Origin of the sequence: Pseudarthrobacter oxydans (genome assembly GCF_034258515.1) — a bacterium.
Lineage (GTDB): Bacteria > Actinomycetota > Actinomycetes > Actinomycetales > Micrococcaceae > Arthrobacter.
The window spans coordinates 1,968,887-1,982,723 of the sequence record NZ_CP139438.1 but is presented as its reverse complement, the minus strand read 5'-3'; the positions used below and the strand labels follow the sequence as shown (position 1 = coordinate 1,982,723).

Annotated in this window: 15 protein-coding genes; 9 read left to right on the top strand and 6 right to left on the bottom strand. The window is 60.3% G+C overall.

Annotation, left to right across the window (positions count from 1 at the left end; all coding sequences use genetic code 11):
* Nucleotides 1-13: 13 nt before the first annotated feature.
* From SMD14_RS08960 to SMD14_RS08940, 5 genes are all read right to left on the bottom strand, one after another.
* Complete coding sequence (locus SMD14_RS08960) at nucleotides 14-562, bottom strand: carboxymuconolactone decarboxylase family protein (RefSeq protein ID WP_321216045.1); 549 nt, start codon at nucleotides 560-562, stop codon at nucleotides 14-16.
* A gap of 104 nt (nucleotides 563-666) precedes the next feature.
* Complete coding sequence (locus SMD14_RS08955; RefSeq protein WP_321216044.1) at nucleotides 667-1,455, bottom strand: Crp/Fnr family transcriptional regulator; 789 nt, start codon at nucleotides 1,453-1,455, stop codon at nucleotides 667-669.
* Complete coding sequence (locus SMD14_RS08950) at nucleotides 1,445-1,906, bottom strand: hypothetical protein (RefSeq protein WP_321216043.1); 462 nt, start codon at nucleotides 1,904-1,906, stop codon at nucleotides 1,445-1,447. The genes SMD14_RS08955 and SMD14_RS08950 overlap by 11 nt, the downstream gene beginning before the upstream one ends.
* A gap of 332 nt (nucleotides 1,907-2,238) precedes the next feature.
* Nucleotides 2,239-2,511: a hypothetical protein gene (locus tag SMD14_RS08945; RefSeq protein ID WP_321216042.1), complete on the bottom strand. Its 273-nt coding sequence runs from the start codon at nucleotides 2,509-2,511 to the stop codon at nucleotides 2,239-2,241.
* Nucleotides 2,480-3,196 (bottom strand): ABC transporter ATP-binding protein, encoded by a 717-nt coding sequence (locus SMD14_RS08940; RefSeq protein WP_321216041.1) that lies wholly within the window; start codon nucleotides 3,194-3,196, stop codon nucleotides 2,480-2,482. Before SMD14_RS08940 ends, SMD14_RS08945 begins: the two co-directional genes overlap by 32 nt.
* Nucleotides 3,197-3,624: 428 nt before the next feature.
* On the opposite strand from SMD14_RS08940, the gene SMD14_RS08935 reads away from it, so the two are divergent.
* Nucleotides 3,625-4,566 carry a PLP-dependent cysteine synthase family protein gene (locus tag SMD14_RS08935; RefSeq protein WP_217432079.1) on the top strand — a complete coding sequence of 314 codons (942 nt, stop codon included), beginning with the start codon at nucleotides 3,625-3,627 and terminating at the stop codon, nucleotides 4,564-4,566.
* A gap of 705 nt (nucleotides 4,567-5,271) precedes the next feature.
* On the opposite strand, the gene SMD14_RS08930 is transcribed toward SMD14_RS08935, so the two are convergent.
* Complete coding sequence (locus SMD14_RS08930) at nucleotides 5,272-6,213, bottom strand: LysR family transcriptional regulator (protein ID WP_321216040.1); 942 nt, start codon at nucleotides 6,211-6,213, stop codon at nucleotides 5,272-5,274.
* Between the two features lie 122 nt (nucleotides 6,214-6,335).
* On the opposite strand from SMD14_RS08930, the gene SMD14_RS08925 reads away from it, so the two are divergent.
* From SMD14_RS08925 to SMD14_RS08890, 8 genes are all read left to right on the top strand, one after another.
* Nucleotides 6,336-7,328: a DUF1852 domain-containing protein gene (locus SMD14_RS08925; protein ID WP_321216039.1), complete on the top strand. Its 993-nt coding sequence runs from the start codon at nucleotides 6,336-6,338 to the stop codon at nucleotides 7,326-7,328.
* A 20-nt stretch (nucleotides 7,329-7,348) separates the two neighbouring features.
* Nucleotides 7,349-8,395, top strand: coding sequence for a methionine synthase (locus tag SMD14_RS08920; RefSeq protein WP_321216038.1), 1,047 nt, complete (start codon nucleotides 7,349-7,351; stop codon nucleotides 8,393-8,395).
* A gap of 2 nt (nucleotides 8,396-8,397) precedes the next feature.
* Nucleotides 8,398-8,970, top strand: a complete 573-nt coding sequence (locus tag SMD14_RS08915; protein WP_321216037.1) for a flavin reductase family protein — start codon at nucleotides 8,398-8,400, stop codon at nucleotides 8,968-8,970.
* Nucleotides 8,971-9,194: 224 nt separating this feature from the next.
* The gene (locus SMD14_RS08910) at nucleotides 9,195-9,821 is read left to right on the top strand and encodes a YoaK family protein (RefSeq protein WP_321216036.1); all 627 of its coding nucleotides are present in this window, start codon (nucleotides 9,195-9,197) and stop codon (nucleotides 9,819-9,821) included.
* A 299-nt stretch (nucleotides 9,822-10,120) separates the two neighbouring features.
* The gene (locus SMD14_RS08905) at nucleotides 10,121-10,468 is read left to right on the top strand and encodes a hypothetical protein (RefSeq protein ID WP_321216035.1); all 348 of its coding nucleotides are present in this window, start codon (nucleotides 10,121-10,123) and stop codon (nucleotides 10,466-10,468) included.
* Nucleotides 10,469-11,309: 841 nt separating this feature from the next.
* Entirely contained in the window at nucleotides 11,310-12,191 is an 882-nt protein-coding gene (locus SMD14_RS08900) for a hypothetical protein (protein WP_321216034.1), read from the top strand.
* 194 nt (nucleotides 12,192-12,385) lie between these two features.
* The gene (locus tag SMD14_RS08895; RefSeq protein WP_321216033.1) at nucleotides 12,386-12,742 is read left to right on the top strand and encodes a hypothetical protein; all 357 of its coding nucleotides are present in this window, start codon (nucleotides 12,386-12,388) and stop codon (nucleotides 12,740-12,742) included.
* A 91-nt stretch (nucleotides 12,743-12,833) separates the two neighbouring features.
* Nucleotides 12,834-13,823: a polyprenyl synthetase family protein gene (locus SMD14_RS08890; RefSeq protein WP_321216032.1), complete on the top strand. Its 990-nt coding sequence runs from the start codon at nucleotides 12,834-12,836 to the stop codon at nucleotides 13,821-13,823.
* The last annotated feature ends 14 nt before the right edge of the window (nucleotides 13,824-13,837 follow it).

The window sequence follows — 13,837 nt, the reverse complement described above, 5'->3', positions numbered from 1 at the left end:
CCAAACCTACATATCACAGGGCCAGGGCCGGCGCGGCGGGGACGTCGAGGTCTGTCCGGGCATAGTGGTTGAAGTAGTTCGTGAAGAGGTTCGCTGCGATGTGCGCGAAAGCTTCGGTCAGCTCCTGATCGGTCCAGCCCGCGTCCAAGGCTGCCTGCCAGACGGTGTCGGAGACGTGTCCGGTCCGGGCTGCCGCTTCGCGTGCAACCTCGGTGATTGCGGCGAGCTTCGGATCAAAGTCCACCTCGCCGGCGCGCACGGCGAGGATCTGGTCATCGTCCAGGCCTGCCTTGCGGGCAGACAGGGTGTGGGCGGCCTGGCAGTAATCGCAGCCGTTCTGGTTTCCCACCGCCAGGGCGATGGCTTCCTTGGTCCGCGCATCAAAGGATCCATGGGCGGTAATCGCCTGCGAAATCCCGTCATAGGCGCCCAGGACGGCCGGTGAGTGGGCCATCCCGGCGTGGATGTTCAGGAACTTACCCATCCGGCGCTGAAGATTGCCGGCTATTTCCTTCGAGCCTTCAGGGGCGCTGTCGAGGGTGTGTGCTGGGATGCGGGGCATGGTGGCTCCTTGTTTTCGTGAAATGTTCAGGTCGGTCGGGGCTTCTGCGTGCCGGGGCGGGCCCCGGCAGGCCCGCACGGGCGGCGCCGGTGTCTGTTGGCCGGTCATAGGACGGTACTGCCCGCCGCGGCCCGCAAAGCAGCCGGGTTCTGGATGGTGATACGCCCGCGGCCCTGCCTGATGAATCCTTTGGCAGCGAAGTCGGCCAGGGCTTTGCTGGTGGCTTCCCGGGTGGCGCCCAAAAGCCCGGCAATCTGTTCGTGGGTCAGCCGGATCGATTTGCCTTGTCCGAAACGGCCACTGGGTGCGGCGGCATCAAGGCTGAGCAGGATGGAGGCAGCCCTGGCCGAGAGCGGCCGCAGCGCCAGGTCCGTCAATCGCTCTTCCAGCCGTGCCACCTGTTCCCCCAGCAGGCGCGAGATGCGGATCGCGATCCGGGGGTCCGAAATCAGGTAACGCTCAACGTCCTCGACCCCGAGCTGGCACACGTCGGAGTCTTCGATGGCTTCTGCATAGTTGTCATACATGCGCTGGCCCACCAGCAGCATTTCCCCGAAAACGGCTCCGGGTTCCAGGATGGCCATGGTCAAGGCCTTGCCGTCTTCGGCGACCCGGAAAATCCGGATCCTGCCGGATTTGAGAATGAACAGCGCCGTGACGGGCTGGGCCTGGCTGAAGACCAGCTCGCCGCGGCGGAAGACCCGGCCGGGCGCCATCATGTGCATGGCCGCCACTTCCTCGGCCGTCAGGTCTGCGAACAGCTCAACTTCGTCCAGGCAGTTGAACGGATCATCGGGACCGGCGGTAAGGGGATCCTGTTCACGTTGCCGCGGCGACCAAGGCTGGAGGCCACCAGCGGCGGCCTCCAGCCCCTTCTCCCAGTTATCGCTCATGAGCCGGCTTCAGGACCCGAACGGCGGCAAGGGCCAGGACGGCCCCATAGACCAGGTGGCCCATCAGGGACCACATCGCGGCGGTATCGATCATGAACATCGGAATGCCCAGCATGGTGGGCATGATAACCAGCGGACCCAGGACCCACCAGAGCGCACCGTAGGCCAGCCCGATCAGCACGCCGCGTCCATAGGAGGTCAGGAGCCCGGCGAAAGGAACGGCCAGGCCAAGGCCGATCAGGACCGAAATCACCATGTGGACCCCGAACCCCACCACGGCAGAGTCGGAGTCGACCATCATGGCGATCATGGGCAGCATCCCCATCATGGCCTTCAGGACTCCGAAGACCAGGCCCCCGGCGACGCCACCGGCAGCGCCGGCCGCTACGCGGCGGCCCAGATGAAGGGTAAAGGCGTGTGGCGGCCGTGCCACCGGAGATGTAGCGGACATCGTGTGCTGCCTTTCTTACAAATCGGAACTGCTTACCTTCGAAAGGTAGGCCCTATGTCCCGCTCTGCACTGTAAACCGGGACACATAACGGGCGTCTTCCCTGCCGGAGTGAAGGCCGGGGTGGCGCGCTGACCCCTCTTTTAGGTCACTTTTTCCATGCTGTGTCCGCAGCAGCACTTCGCGTCCTGGTCCCCGCCGTGGCCGGGGGCCGCCCCTTTGGTGACCGTGATTTCACAACCGCATGCCTCGTCCGGGCAGCGGTAGGTCTCGCCTTCCTGCAGTGCCGTGGCTGGTTTCCTTCCTCTCAGTCCTTTGTCGGTTCCGACACTTCTCACGCTAAAACCTTCCAGTTGGGGGAAGACAAGGGCCGGGCTGAGGGTTCTGCTGCGTCGGCGATGACCGCCAAAGCCGGGGTGGGCAGCTGGATCCGGACCATACCGCCGACGGTCAGGCTCTGGCTTCCGGACGCTTCGGCGTGCAGGACTGCACCGTTGGCGTCCATGCTGATCAGGCGACGTGGTCCCCGGACGCGGATCCTGGTGACCACCGCGGGCACGCCCGCGCCGTGTTCCTCAAGGAGGATGATGCGTTCCTGGCGGATCACCAATGTGGCAGGTCCTTCCGGCCAGGGGTGGTCTTCGGGCAGCCGGTGCCCGCCGAGGACCCCAGTGGACCCCATCGCGCACGGTCCCGGGGACTTCGTTGGTCCCGCCCATCAGGCGGCTGACCTGCAGTGAGGCGGGCCGGGAATACATCGCTTCCACGGTGCTGTGCTGGAGCAGCCTGCCGTCGCTGACCAGGGCGATGTGATCGGCGACGGCCGCGGCTTCGTCACGGTCGTGGGTGACCATCAGGATGGTCGGGTGCAGTTTCTCCCGGACCTGCGCCAGCAGCTCGCGCATGGTGTCCCGCAGTTCGGGGTCCAGGGCGCTGAAGGGTTCATCGAGCAGCAGCACCGCAGGGCCCGCGCCCAGTGCCCGGGCGATAGCTACCCGCTGCTGCTGCCCGCCGGAAAGTTCTGTCACCGTCCTCGTGCCCGTTCCTTGCATCTGGACCAGATCCAGGAAGGCCGGCGCATCGTCTCGGGCCTGCTTGCGTGGCGCGCCGCTCACGGTCGCTGCGAAGGCCACGTTGTCGAGCACGTTCAGGTGCGGGAACAACAGCGGACGCTGAAAGACCATCGCCATGCCGCGCCGTTCAGGGCGGACCGCGGCAAGATCCTGTCCGTCCAGCATCACACGCCCGCTGTCGAGGGTTTCAAGGACGGCGACGGCCGTAAGGAATCTCAATAGGGATTGTCAAGGACAATCATCGTTTCCAGCAGTGCTGCGCGGCACCCAAGGTGCCCCTAAAGCTATCCGTGGCTGGGGTCAATTCGGATTATCCATGGCTGATTCTTTTGGGAGCCGTTTGGAGAGCTCCCTCGGCAGCGGTAGCGGTGGATAACTCATGAGGATTTGTCCCCGGCTGTGAGTAGCGGAGGCATTCCGAAGAGCATTGGCAATACAGGATGAATCCGGCAGCGCTAGGGGTGTAAGTCTGATCTCGATGGGGTGTTTCCATAGATCTCTTCGCCGGGTCGCTGCGGTTGAAAATGCGCTCGCTCTCATCGTTCAGAGCGCATGGTCGCGGTCCCTTCCGTGTTCTGTTGTAGTGGGCTTACCAGGGTGCCACGATATCTTCTATCAGCCGCCACACGAGCAGAGGGTCTTCGGAGATGAACGATTCAATGGGTGCGTTCGCGGGAATTGGGAACACGCCCCTCGTGGAGCTGCGGAGGGTGGCGCCGGCCAACGGTGCCCGGATTTTCGTCAAGTTGGAGTGGGCCAACCCGACAGGGAGTATGAAAGACCGGATGGCACGCACGGCGGTCGAAGGCGCCGTGCGCGACGGTCGCCTTATCCCGGGAGGAACTGTCGTCGAATACACCGCTGGCACGACCGGCATTTCGCTTGCGTTTGCTTGCGCTGTGCTTGGTTTCGGCCTCCACGTCGTCTTCTCCGACGCGTTCAGTGACGAAAAACGCCGGACGATGCTTGCCTTTGGCGCCACCGTCGAGGATGTTCCAAGTGACAATGGCGCAATCACCGAAACGCTGATCAAGCGGATGATCGCCCGGGCCGCTGAAGTATCGAAACAACCGGGCATGTGGTGGTGTGACCAGTTGAATAACCATGACGCGGTCACCGGGTATCTGCCCCTAGGGGAAGAAATCTGGACACAGACAAAAGGCCGGATCGACGCGTTCGTGCACACGGTCGGAACCGCTCACTCCATTCACGGGGTCACGCGCTCGCTCCGCGCGCACAATCCAGACATCAGCGTCTTTGCAGTCGAACCGGCCGAATCCGCTGTCCTGTCCGGTCAACCGACCGGCCCCAACCGGATCGAAGGCATCGGTATCGGTTTTGTTCCCCCGCTGTGGGAACCGGATGCCGTCGACGGCATCCTCACCGTATCCGCCGACGAGGCAATGGATATGGCGCGGCGCCTGGCCCGGCAAGAGGGGCTCTTTGCCGGCACTTCCTCAGGGGCGAATGTTGTCGCCGCTCTTCGGACCGCGGAACGAATGGGCCCCGGATCAACAATCGTCACCATCCTCTGCGACTCCGGACTCCGTTACCTCTCCACCGAGCTCTACCGATCTGGAACAATCTAGCCCCCAAACCAGCCGGGCGCCCGCAATTCCAACGGCCAGGAAGCTTGGCGGAGGGATCGTTGCCTGCTCGGCAGGCGCAAGCCTATACTCCGGTCAGGCCGGCAGCTTACCGGTTCGGACGATGACTAAGGAGATCACGGTGGCGCCTAGATTCGGAGTGCTTGCATGGGATCGAAGCCATAGAACGAACGGAACAACACCCACCGGTCGTTCTCCCAGCCCTGCCGGCCCTGCCCGAACACCACGGCGGTGACCGCGCTGGTGAGATTGTCGTAGCGGATGTGTTTGGTACGTCCCAGTCAGTCTTTTAGTGTTTGCGCAGTTGAACAAACGCAGTCATAACTCGGCCGATACATCTCATCAGAGCGTGATAACTGCCACCGTAGTTTTGTGAGGCCTGCGGGGGAAGGTTCAGCGAAGCCGCAAACTGATCAACTTTGGTGACCAGAGAATCGCGCCAACATCAGTTTGCGGCTCAACGGCCTCCACAGGTGGCGGCCAGTACGGCACCGCGGCCTTACAAGCCCTGCGTGATGTCCCCGGGCTGGATCGTCACCACCTGGAACAGGCCGGTTTCCTAGCTGACGTCCGCCCCGGCCATGCCAACGACGGCGACGGCGACGGGCATGTGCGATACCAGCAACCCGCCCGGCTGCAACAAACACGTCCAATCACCGAAGGGGTAGACCGCCCGCTCAACTGCAGTCAGCCGAGTAGCGCTACGCCGAATTCAGCGACGACGGCCCGCAATTCACTGAGGTAGCGCTGCGCTTGGTCGGTGAGCGGAATCGCGGCGTGGCCGATCCAGCCGATTTCGATGCGTTCGTCAACGTCGAGCGGGATGGCGACGATCTCCGGGTCGAGCTGCCCACTGATGATTCCCGTCGAAATCGTGTAGCCGTGGAGCCCGATCATGAGGTTGAAGATCGTCGCACGGTCAGAGACCCGGATCTCCTGCTTACTGGACAAGGTGGAGAGAATCTCCTCGGCGAAGTAAAAAGAGTTGTTCGCACCTTGATCGAAGGTCAGCCGCGGCAAGCCGGCAAGATCTTCTAGAGTCGCTCGCTCTTTTGAGGCGAGCGGGTTGTTCCGTGAAATGAAGATGTGCGGATCGGCGAGGAAAAGCGGAGTGAACGCGAGCCCGGATTCGCGGAGCAGCTTGTCGATGATCTTCCGGTTGAAATCGTTCCGGTAGAGGATGCCTATCTCGCTGCGGAGCGTCCGGACATCCTCGATGATGTCCCAGGTGCGGCTTTCACGGAGCGAGAACTCGTATTCGGCCACCTCAGTGGCCTTGACCATCCGGACGAAGGCGTCCACCGCGAACGAGTAGTGCTGCGTTGACACCCCCAGCAGACGTCTCATCGGTGGCCTACCAAGGTAGCGCTGCTCGAGGAGAGCGAACTGCTCGACGACCTGCCTCGCATAGCCGAGGAACTCTGCCCCGTCGGCGGTGAGAGTGACCCCGCGGGCGGAGCGAACCAGGAGTGCACGGCCCACCCGTGACTCCAGGTCCTTCATCGCTGCGGACATTGTGGGCTGCGCTACATAAAGAAGGTCGGCAGCCGCGGAGATCGACCCCTCAGCTGCAACTTCAATGAAGTAGCGCAGCTGCTGCAGGGTCAATCCGCTGGAAAGCTGTGGCATAGGAAAATACTATATGAATGCATAGCAACGCCTAGTTACCCGATATCTGCCTTAAGTTAGCACCATGGATACAACCCCTTCTGAAAGGCCGTCTCCGGCCATCATCAACGGATTGGCAGCCCATGGCAGACGACTTCACCTTCAGCATCACCACCACCCGCTTCGACGAGGACTACTCCCCGTCGGAAGACTCCCGAATCACCACGAACTTCGCCAACCTGGCACGGGGCGAGCACCGCCAGGAGAACCTCCGCAACGCCCTGACCATGATTCGGCGCCGTTTCAACGATCTCGCAGACTGGGACAACCCGGACCGGGACCGCTACGCGCTCGAGCTTGAGATCGTTTCCGTGCAGATTCAGTTCACTGCGAATGGTACGGATCAGCAGTTCCCCCTGTTCGAGGTTCTCGATATCCAGATCGTCGACCTGCTGAACGGGATGCGCCACCAAGGAATCGTCGGGAACAACTTCTCCTCCTACGTCCGTGACTTCGACTTCAGCGTCGTACTGCCGGCGGCAGCAGGGGACTCAGGCAAGCCCACCGTTCCCGAAGACTTCGGCGATCTTCACGGCAAGCTGTTCCAGCACTTCCTCGATTCCCCGGTAGGTCAGGAACGCTTCCCGCAACCGCCAGTGGTCTGCATCAGCGTCTCCACGAGCAACACATACCGGCAAACCGGGAACCGCCACCCGGTCCTGGGCGTCGAGTACCAGCAGGACGATTACTCCCTGACGGACGCGTACTTCGGAAAGATGGGACTGCGGGTGCGCTACTTCATGCCACGCGGCAGCGTTGCGCCGCTCGCCTTCTATTTCCGGGGCGACCTGCTCAACGACTACTCCAACCTGCAGCTCATCGGCACCATCAGCACCATGGAGACGTTCCAGAAGATCTACCGCCCGGAGGTCTACAATGCGAACTCCGCCGCCGCCGCCGTCTACCAGCCGAGCCTGGGCGAGCAGGACTACTCGCGGACCCAGATCGCTTACGACCGCGTCGAGCGCGGTCAGCTCGCGATCACGCAGGCGAAGTACACGGAGGAGCACTTCATCACGCCCCACAGGGATCTGTTGGACCAGTGGACCGCCAACTACCCTGCCCTCGTCAACTGACCCACGGAGAATCGTCAATCATGAACACACTGTTGCCCACCACAGTCGTCGGTAGCCTGCCGAAACCATCGTGGCTCGCACAGCCGGAGACTCTTTGGTCCCCGTGGAAGCTGGAGGGAGATGCGCTGCTCGAGGGCAAACAGGATGCGCTGCGCATCGCCATCCACGAGCAGAGCCGGCGCGGCATCGACATCGTCAGCGACGGCGAGCAAACCCGCCAGCACTTCGTCACGACCTTCATCGAGAATCTCAGCGGGGTCGACTTTGAACAACGCAAGACCGTGCGCATCCGCGACCGCTACGACGCGAGCGTACCGACCGTCGTCGGACCAGTGCGCCGTGAGCGGCCGGTATTCGTCGACGACGCAAAATTCCTCCGCGCAACCACTGACCGGCCGATCAAATGGACTCTTCCCGGTCCAATGACGATGGTGGATACGCTCTACGATGACCACTACAAGAGCCGCGAGAAGCTGGCCTGGGAGTTCGCCACGATCCTGAACCAGGAGGCGAAAGAACTCGAGGCGGCCGGCGTTGACATCATCCAGTTCGACGAGCCCGCGTTCAATGTCTTCCTCGATGAGGTCAAGGATTGGGGAGTGGCTGCGCTTGAGAGAGCCGCAGAAGGACTGCGCGCTGAGACCGCCGTGCATATCTGCTACGGCTATGGGATCAAGGCGAACAATGACTGGAAGGCGACGCTCGGCTCACAGTGGCGGCAGTACGAGGAAACGTTCCCGCTGCTGCAAAGCTCCAGCATCGACATCATCTCGCTGGAATCCCAGAACTCCCAAGTGCCCATGGACCTCATCGAGCTCCTCCGCGGCAAGAAAGTCATGCTCGGGGCAATCGACGTCGCAAGCGAGACCATCGAGACCCCGGAGGAGGTCGCCAACACCCTCCGTGCGGCCCTGCAGTTCGTCGATGCGGACAAGCTCCTCCCCAGCTCGAACTGCGGCATGGCACCGTTCCCCCGGGACGTCGCACTGGCCAAGCTGAGTGCTCTCAGCGCAGGGACGAACATCATTCGCGAGGAACTGGCCCGCTCCGCCCCCAGCGTGTCCTAGCGATGTTTCACGCCTACCCCGCAGAGACTTGGCTCGAGGCTCCCAAGCAAAGCTTCCCGTCCTCCCTCTCGGCTGACGAATTCAAGGCACTGTTCCGTGGGCACCCGGGAGGTGTCGCCGTCGTCACGGCGGATGCCGGCGAAGGACCGGTGGCCCTGACGGTATCGTCGGTCGTGTCAGTGAGTGCGGAACCTCCATTGCTGATTTTCTCGGTCTCGGCACTGTCCTCTGCGTCCGAAGTGCTTTCGCGCGCCGATACCGTCGTCGTGCACCTGCTGGACGCACACGACGTCGACCTGGCGAAGTTTGGAGCGACCCCTGGAGCCGACCGGTTTGACCAGACGCACCGCTGGTCGCCCCTTGCAACCGGCGAAGCAGTGTATGACGACGTCCGCGCCTGGGTGCGCTGCGCCGTCATCAATCGCATGGAGGTGGGGACCTCCACAATCATCGCCGTTCACGCCTTGGAGTCCCGCGTGATGCGTGACGTCCAGGCGGGCGAACCCGGCGACGCACTGGTCTACCACAACCGTTCATGGCACCGTCTGGGCGAGCATTCCAAGCTTGAAGGCTGAGCGCCCTAGCCGCCGGCGCAGATCCCCGGAGCGACGGCATCGCCGTAGTTGCCAGCCGGTCCGCCTAAAACCACCCATAAGCATGTCGGGGGGGTCATAGAGACCATCCCTCACGATGAAAGATCCCGTAAACCATGACATCAGCCGTAGCCAGCCCAGGTACCAAAACCGCCTCTACCCCACAAGAAAATGCGTCGTCTCCGGAAAAGTTCCGACTGATGCTCATGATGGCCCTCACGCTCGTTACAGGTGTCGTTGACGCGGTCGGCTACCTTGGACTTGACCGCGTCTTCACCGGAAACATGACCGGCAACGTGGTGATTCTTGCGATGGCGTTGGCCGGGGCGGCGAACCTGCCAACTTTGGGCCCACTGGTAGCACTTGGCGCCTTTCTCCTTGGCGCGGCAGTTGCCGGATCTACGCTCCAGTCAAGCCCGAAAGGCTGGAACCGCCGGGTGACGCTCCTTCTCACAGCGGGTTGTATCGCGTTGACGGGAACCGCCGCCATCTCTCTCATCGTGGAAGACGTCGGCCGGCAGTCCATTGGTGTCATTGTTGCCGCCGTTATCGCCATGCACATGGGCTCCCAGGCCCTGATTGCGCGGCATTTGGGCGTACGAGACATGACCACCGTGGTCATTACTTCCACCATGACTACCCTCGCCGGGGAGTCACTTGTGGGCAAGCAACGGCCCCGGTTATTCAACCGACGGCTGGGCGCTGTCCTCGCTATGTTCGCCGGGGCCGCCATCGGAGCGATCCTGCTCCAGACACATTTCAGCGTCCCGATCGGCCTCGGCATCGCCATCACCGCCGCGGTGACCGTCCTGGGAAGTCGCCGCTGGCATTGATGCGGTACATCCCGCCAGCTACACCGCACCAGATCGCGGACGATCGGGGAATCGATCACAGCTTCCCCGACATGTATCCAGGCGGCCTGGCGCCGAACGCTCGTTGTCAAAAGCGCTGTTCCTCGGTCAGGTCCCCTTCTGATACGACGCATCCAAAGCGGCCTCGTGGACCGGAGCAAAACCGGACTCAACACCGAAGCCGGGCGGTCTTGGGTGCTGGCGAATCTACATCAATTCCGGTGAACTCATGCCTTAGTCCCTGCTGCCGCCGGAACGTGAGCTGTGCCTGGAATTCGGCATTGGCCGCTAACACCCGGGAACCGAAAAGTGGGCTGCTGCGCTTTGAATTCGTTCGACTCTCTCAAGCTACCCACGTCACCAGTAGCACGATTACGGGCTACCTCGCCGTCGATGAATTGACAGGGGAAACCTCGCTTCTTCAACAGGCCGTCGACCGCTTTCCAGTGGTGAACCTGCTGGACCTTGGCATGGCGACAGCCATGGCCTGCTGGATCATTGAAAGCCTCCGAGAGGAACCTAACCGTCTCTTCGAGGTTCAACGTATTGCAGACGAGGCCAATATCCCCTCGACACTTGCCGAGGACTATGAGACTGCCAGGAAAACGAAGCCTAAACCAAAACCATAACTGCCGAATGGTGTTGGCACTTTGCCTTGGGGCGAGGACGGCACGGCAGAACTGTCATGCAAAACGCGACCGGTTGGACACCCGCTTATACGACTCATGCAGAGTCACGTCAAGGTTTGTCAACACTCGAAAGCTAAAAAGCCACTGACCTGCGGAAACACTGTGCCCGAGGTGGGACTCGAACTACATTCCCACCCTTGAAACCACTCTGTACCAGCGAAAACATACGGAATCCGAAGCAGTCCGAGAGCTGTACGATCCGGACCGAGGAGAAATCTGTTGACATTGTCAACACCTAGCCCTGGAAATCTTGAGTAGCTCCGTTCGACTATCCGGGCGTCAATCCCGGGTGCATGCCCCGCGGGTGGGCGAGGTCCGGGGACATGGCAGGAGCGCACGAGGTCAATAGCCGGATGCCGACCGGGCTCTAGACCGCGCCAGCGGAACGCTTGAGTAGAACGGTCCGAAATGGATATTGCAGTGGCTCCTCCACATACCGCTGCGTGTTTACCTGCGGCCTGCCCATGGTGCCTTAATTTCCCGTTCGATCCGCCAGTAACACTGCAAAGCTGGGCCTTGGATCTGTCCCACGCTCTTTGGAGGCGTGGGCACTTAGGTGTAGCGTCGCGTTGTCGCTCTTTTCCCCGCCACCATAGACCTGTTCGCTGAGGATACGTTTGAGCAGGCCAAGCCAGTATCGTTGAGCGACGAAGTTATGGTTTCAGCGCCGTCGCCAATTGAAAGGCGCTTGCCGCGAAGGACGAGAACAAATGCCTACCTTAGTGGCTGTGCCCTGGGCAGCTAGGCTACGAGGAAGTTGTTTGTATCACTAGGGGGACTCTTGCTCGCTCAGATTTTGCCCGGCTTCAGGGACTTCAGGACGCCGCTCGTCACCGGCTATCTGTGGATCGTCGTGCTCTGGATCCTCATCGGTATGCCCCTACCTGACAAGAACACGAAGGACGGGGTCATGGGCGCCATCAACTCCATTGGAGAGTTCTTCACTCCAACGGTCTATATAGCCGCTTTGAGTTTTCTTGCGTATGTAATCGGGATGCTGCTGATGGTCGACATCAAGCAAGGTTCTACTATCCGACTGGGTTCCAGGCTCAAGCTTCCCTACGTTTCCAGGACTGATCGCGCCGTCGTCGAGGGCCACGTCGAAGCGGCGCTTCACAGGGCACGTATACGGGCTGCCGACGGGTACAAAATACAGCGCGAGTTCCGACTAGAACCGATGCTCACGACGGAAGAAGCCTACAACGACTTCCGTATCGACCATCAAGAAGACGAGCCGTCGATGAACGAGGAGTGGCGTAAATATGCCCTCAGGCAGCTAAAGGAACCAATGGTCGAGGAAATCATCAAGTCAATACCCTCCTTGGCCATCAAGCTCCAAGATAAGAATGCCGTGCTATTCGGCAGTTATGACCGGGACAAATCTGAGTCGGAGTTTCGCCTTAGCATCGCTCCTCCACTCGCATTCCTCTCGGTTCAATTCGTGGTGCTGGGATTGGATAGGTCGTTCCTCTTGTGGCCATGGGCAGGGTACGTCGGACTGATCGCCGTCGTCGCACTTATCGTCAAGGGATTTCAGAAGCGCTTCAGCTCCGTCAACGTCGTCGTGACAGCTCTGGAGATAGGGACTATCGAGTCGCAGATGACCACCCGGCTTGATGCCATTCCAGAAGACAACTACCCCAAGAAGACCGCTTCGATGTAATCGGCTTTCTGCTCCCGCCGCGCCGGAGCAGTCTGACAGGCTTCTTCCCAGCACTGCTTCCAGTGTTACGATCAGGCGTTCTTCTCAGCCCACCTAAAGTGATACCTCCGAGCTTGCCCAGATTCTCCCGGGATTCCGCGATTTCCGAACTCCCCTCGTCACCGGGTACCTGTGGCTGCTGGCCCACCTGGATCTTGATCGGCAAGCTGCTGTCAAGCAAAGCGCGCAAGGACGGTCTCTTAGGCATTGTCAACGCGCTGACAGAGTACCTCTCCGGCACCGTCGTAGTGATCGTGCTCAGCTTTCTCGCGTACATGATTGGCCTCCTGCTGGCCGTGGAAGTCAAGGTTCTCACTACATTGGTGGGCAAGTACGGATGGACCATAGATGCCATCGTTAAATCAGGCGGCAAGAAGAAAAAGACGCTTGTCCGCATCGCTGATATAGATGACCACGAGCGATTCCTAGCGCAGCCGGTCATGCATATTGAGCCGGACGTACTTTACGTGAGCGGAAGCGCTTCGGTACACCTCCGGCAGGGCGCCAGGTGATAGTTCGCAATTACTTCCTGGTTGATATGCACGACAACTCGCCACCTCGCTGAGCCCCGCAGCTTTTTAGGTCCGGTGCTAGAATTCGGGCATGAATGACCAATCCTGGCCTCAAGACGAGTGGCAGACTTTCTACTCTGCACTAAAAAAGCGCCTGGAAGAAGAATGCAGCAGCGTTCTGCAAGAAGCGCATCTCTTGGCAGGACTCCAAGTTTTAACGTCGGGCCGACTCATGCGCTCAGACCTCATTCGCGCCGCAGCTGGCCTCTTATCACCAAAGCTCGTCGAAGCATGCCTGGCTATGGAGCTCCTGCATACGTCAACCCTAGTACATGATGATATTGCCGACAATTCATCCACACGGCGTGGCCACAGAACAATATCCGCACTACACGGTGACGCCTCGGCGATGATGATAGGCGACATGATTGCAGCAAGATCTGCTCAGGTTGCAGTGGAATGTATGCCAAAATATCTTCAGAGGATATTCTTCAAAACATACTATCAAGTTAGTCGCGGGCAAGCGTGTGAGATATCGTCTCGCTTCAACACAAAGCGGACAATTGATAACTACCTGTCCGTGGTTGAAGATAAGACGGTGGCAATGATGCAACTGTCGCTTGAAATAGGGATGTACTTCGCAGGGGCAAAGCCTTGGCAGACGAAAGAACTGCGCCACGCCATCACGGCCCTGGGCCTCGGCTTTCAGATCCTCGATGACATCGAGGACGTGACTTCCTGGTTGAGTCATCACAACCTCCATCAGTCTAAAGAGTCTGACCTTGACATTAAGACCGGCAATTATACGCTCCCGGTGATTTTGGCACTTGCAACTTCACCTGATGTGATGAACCCGATGCAGATATCAAACGAAAAGGTGTGGCGCGACTCGTTGGAACAATCGAAACAAGCTGCACATGATTACCTTGATGGGTCGCTGAACATCGTGCGACAAGTCCAGCCAGGCAATGGAATGGAACAGGGTGTTACTTCGCGAATCGTGGCATGGATCACCGGGTTCTCGGACGATCTGCGCAAGAGAAGCCTTGACGAGGCGCTTACTTTAACATCATTTAATTAGCATTTGGGGGTAGC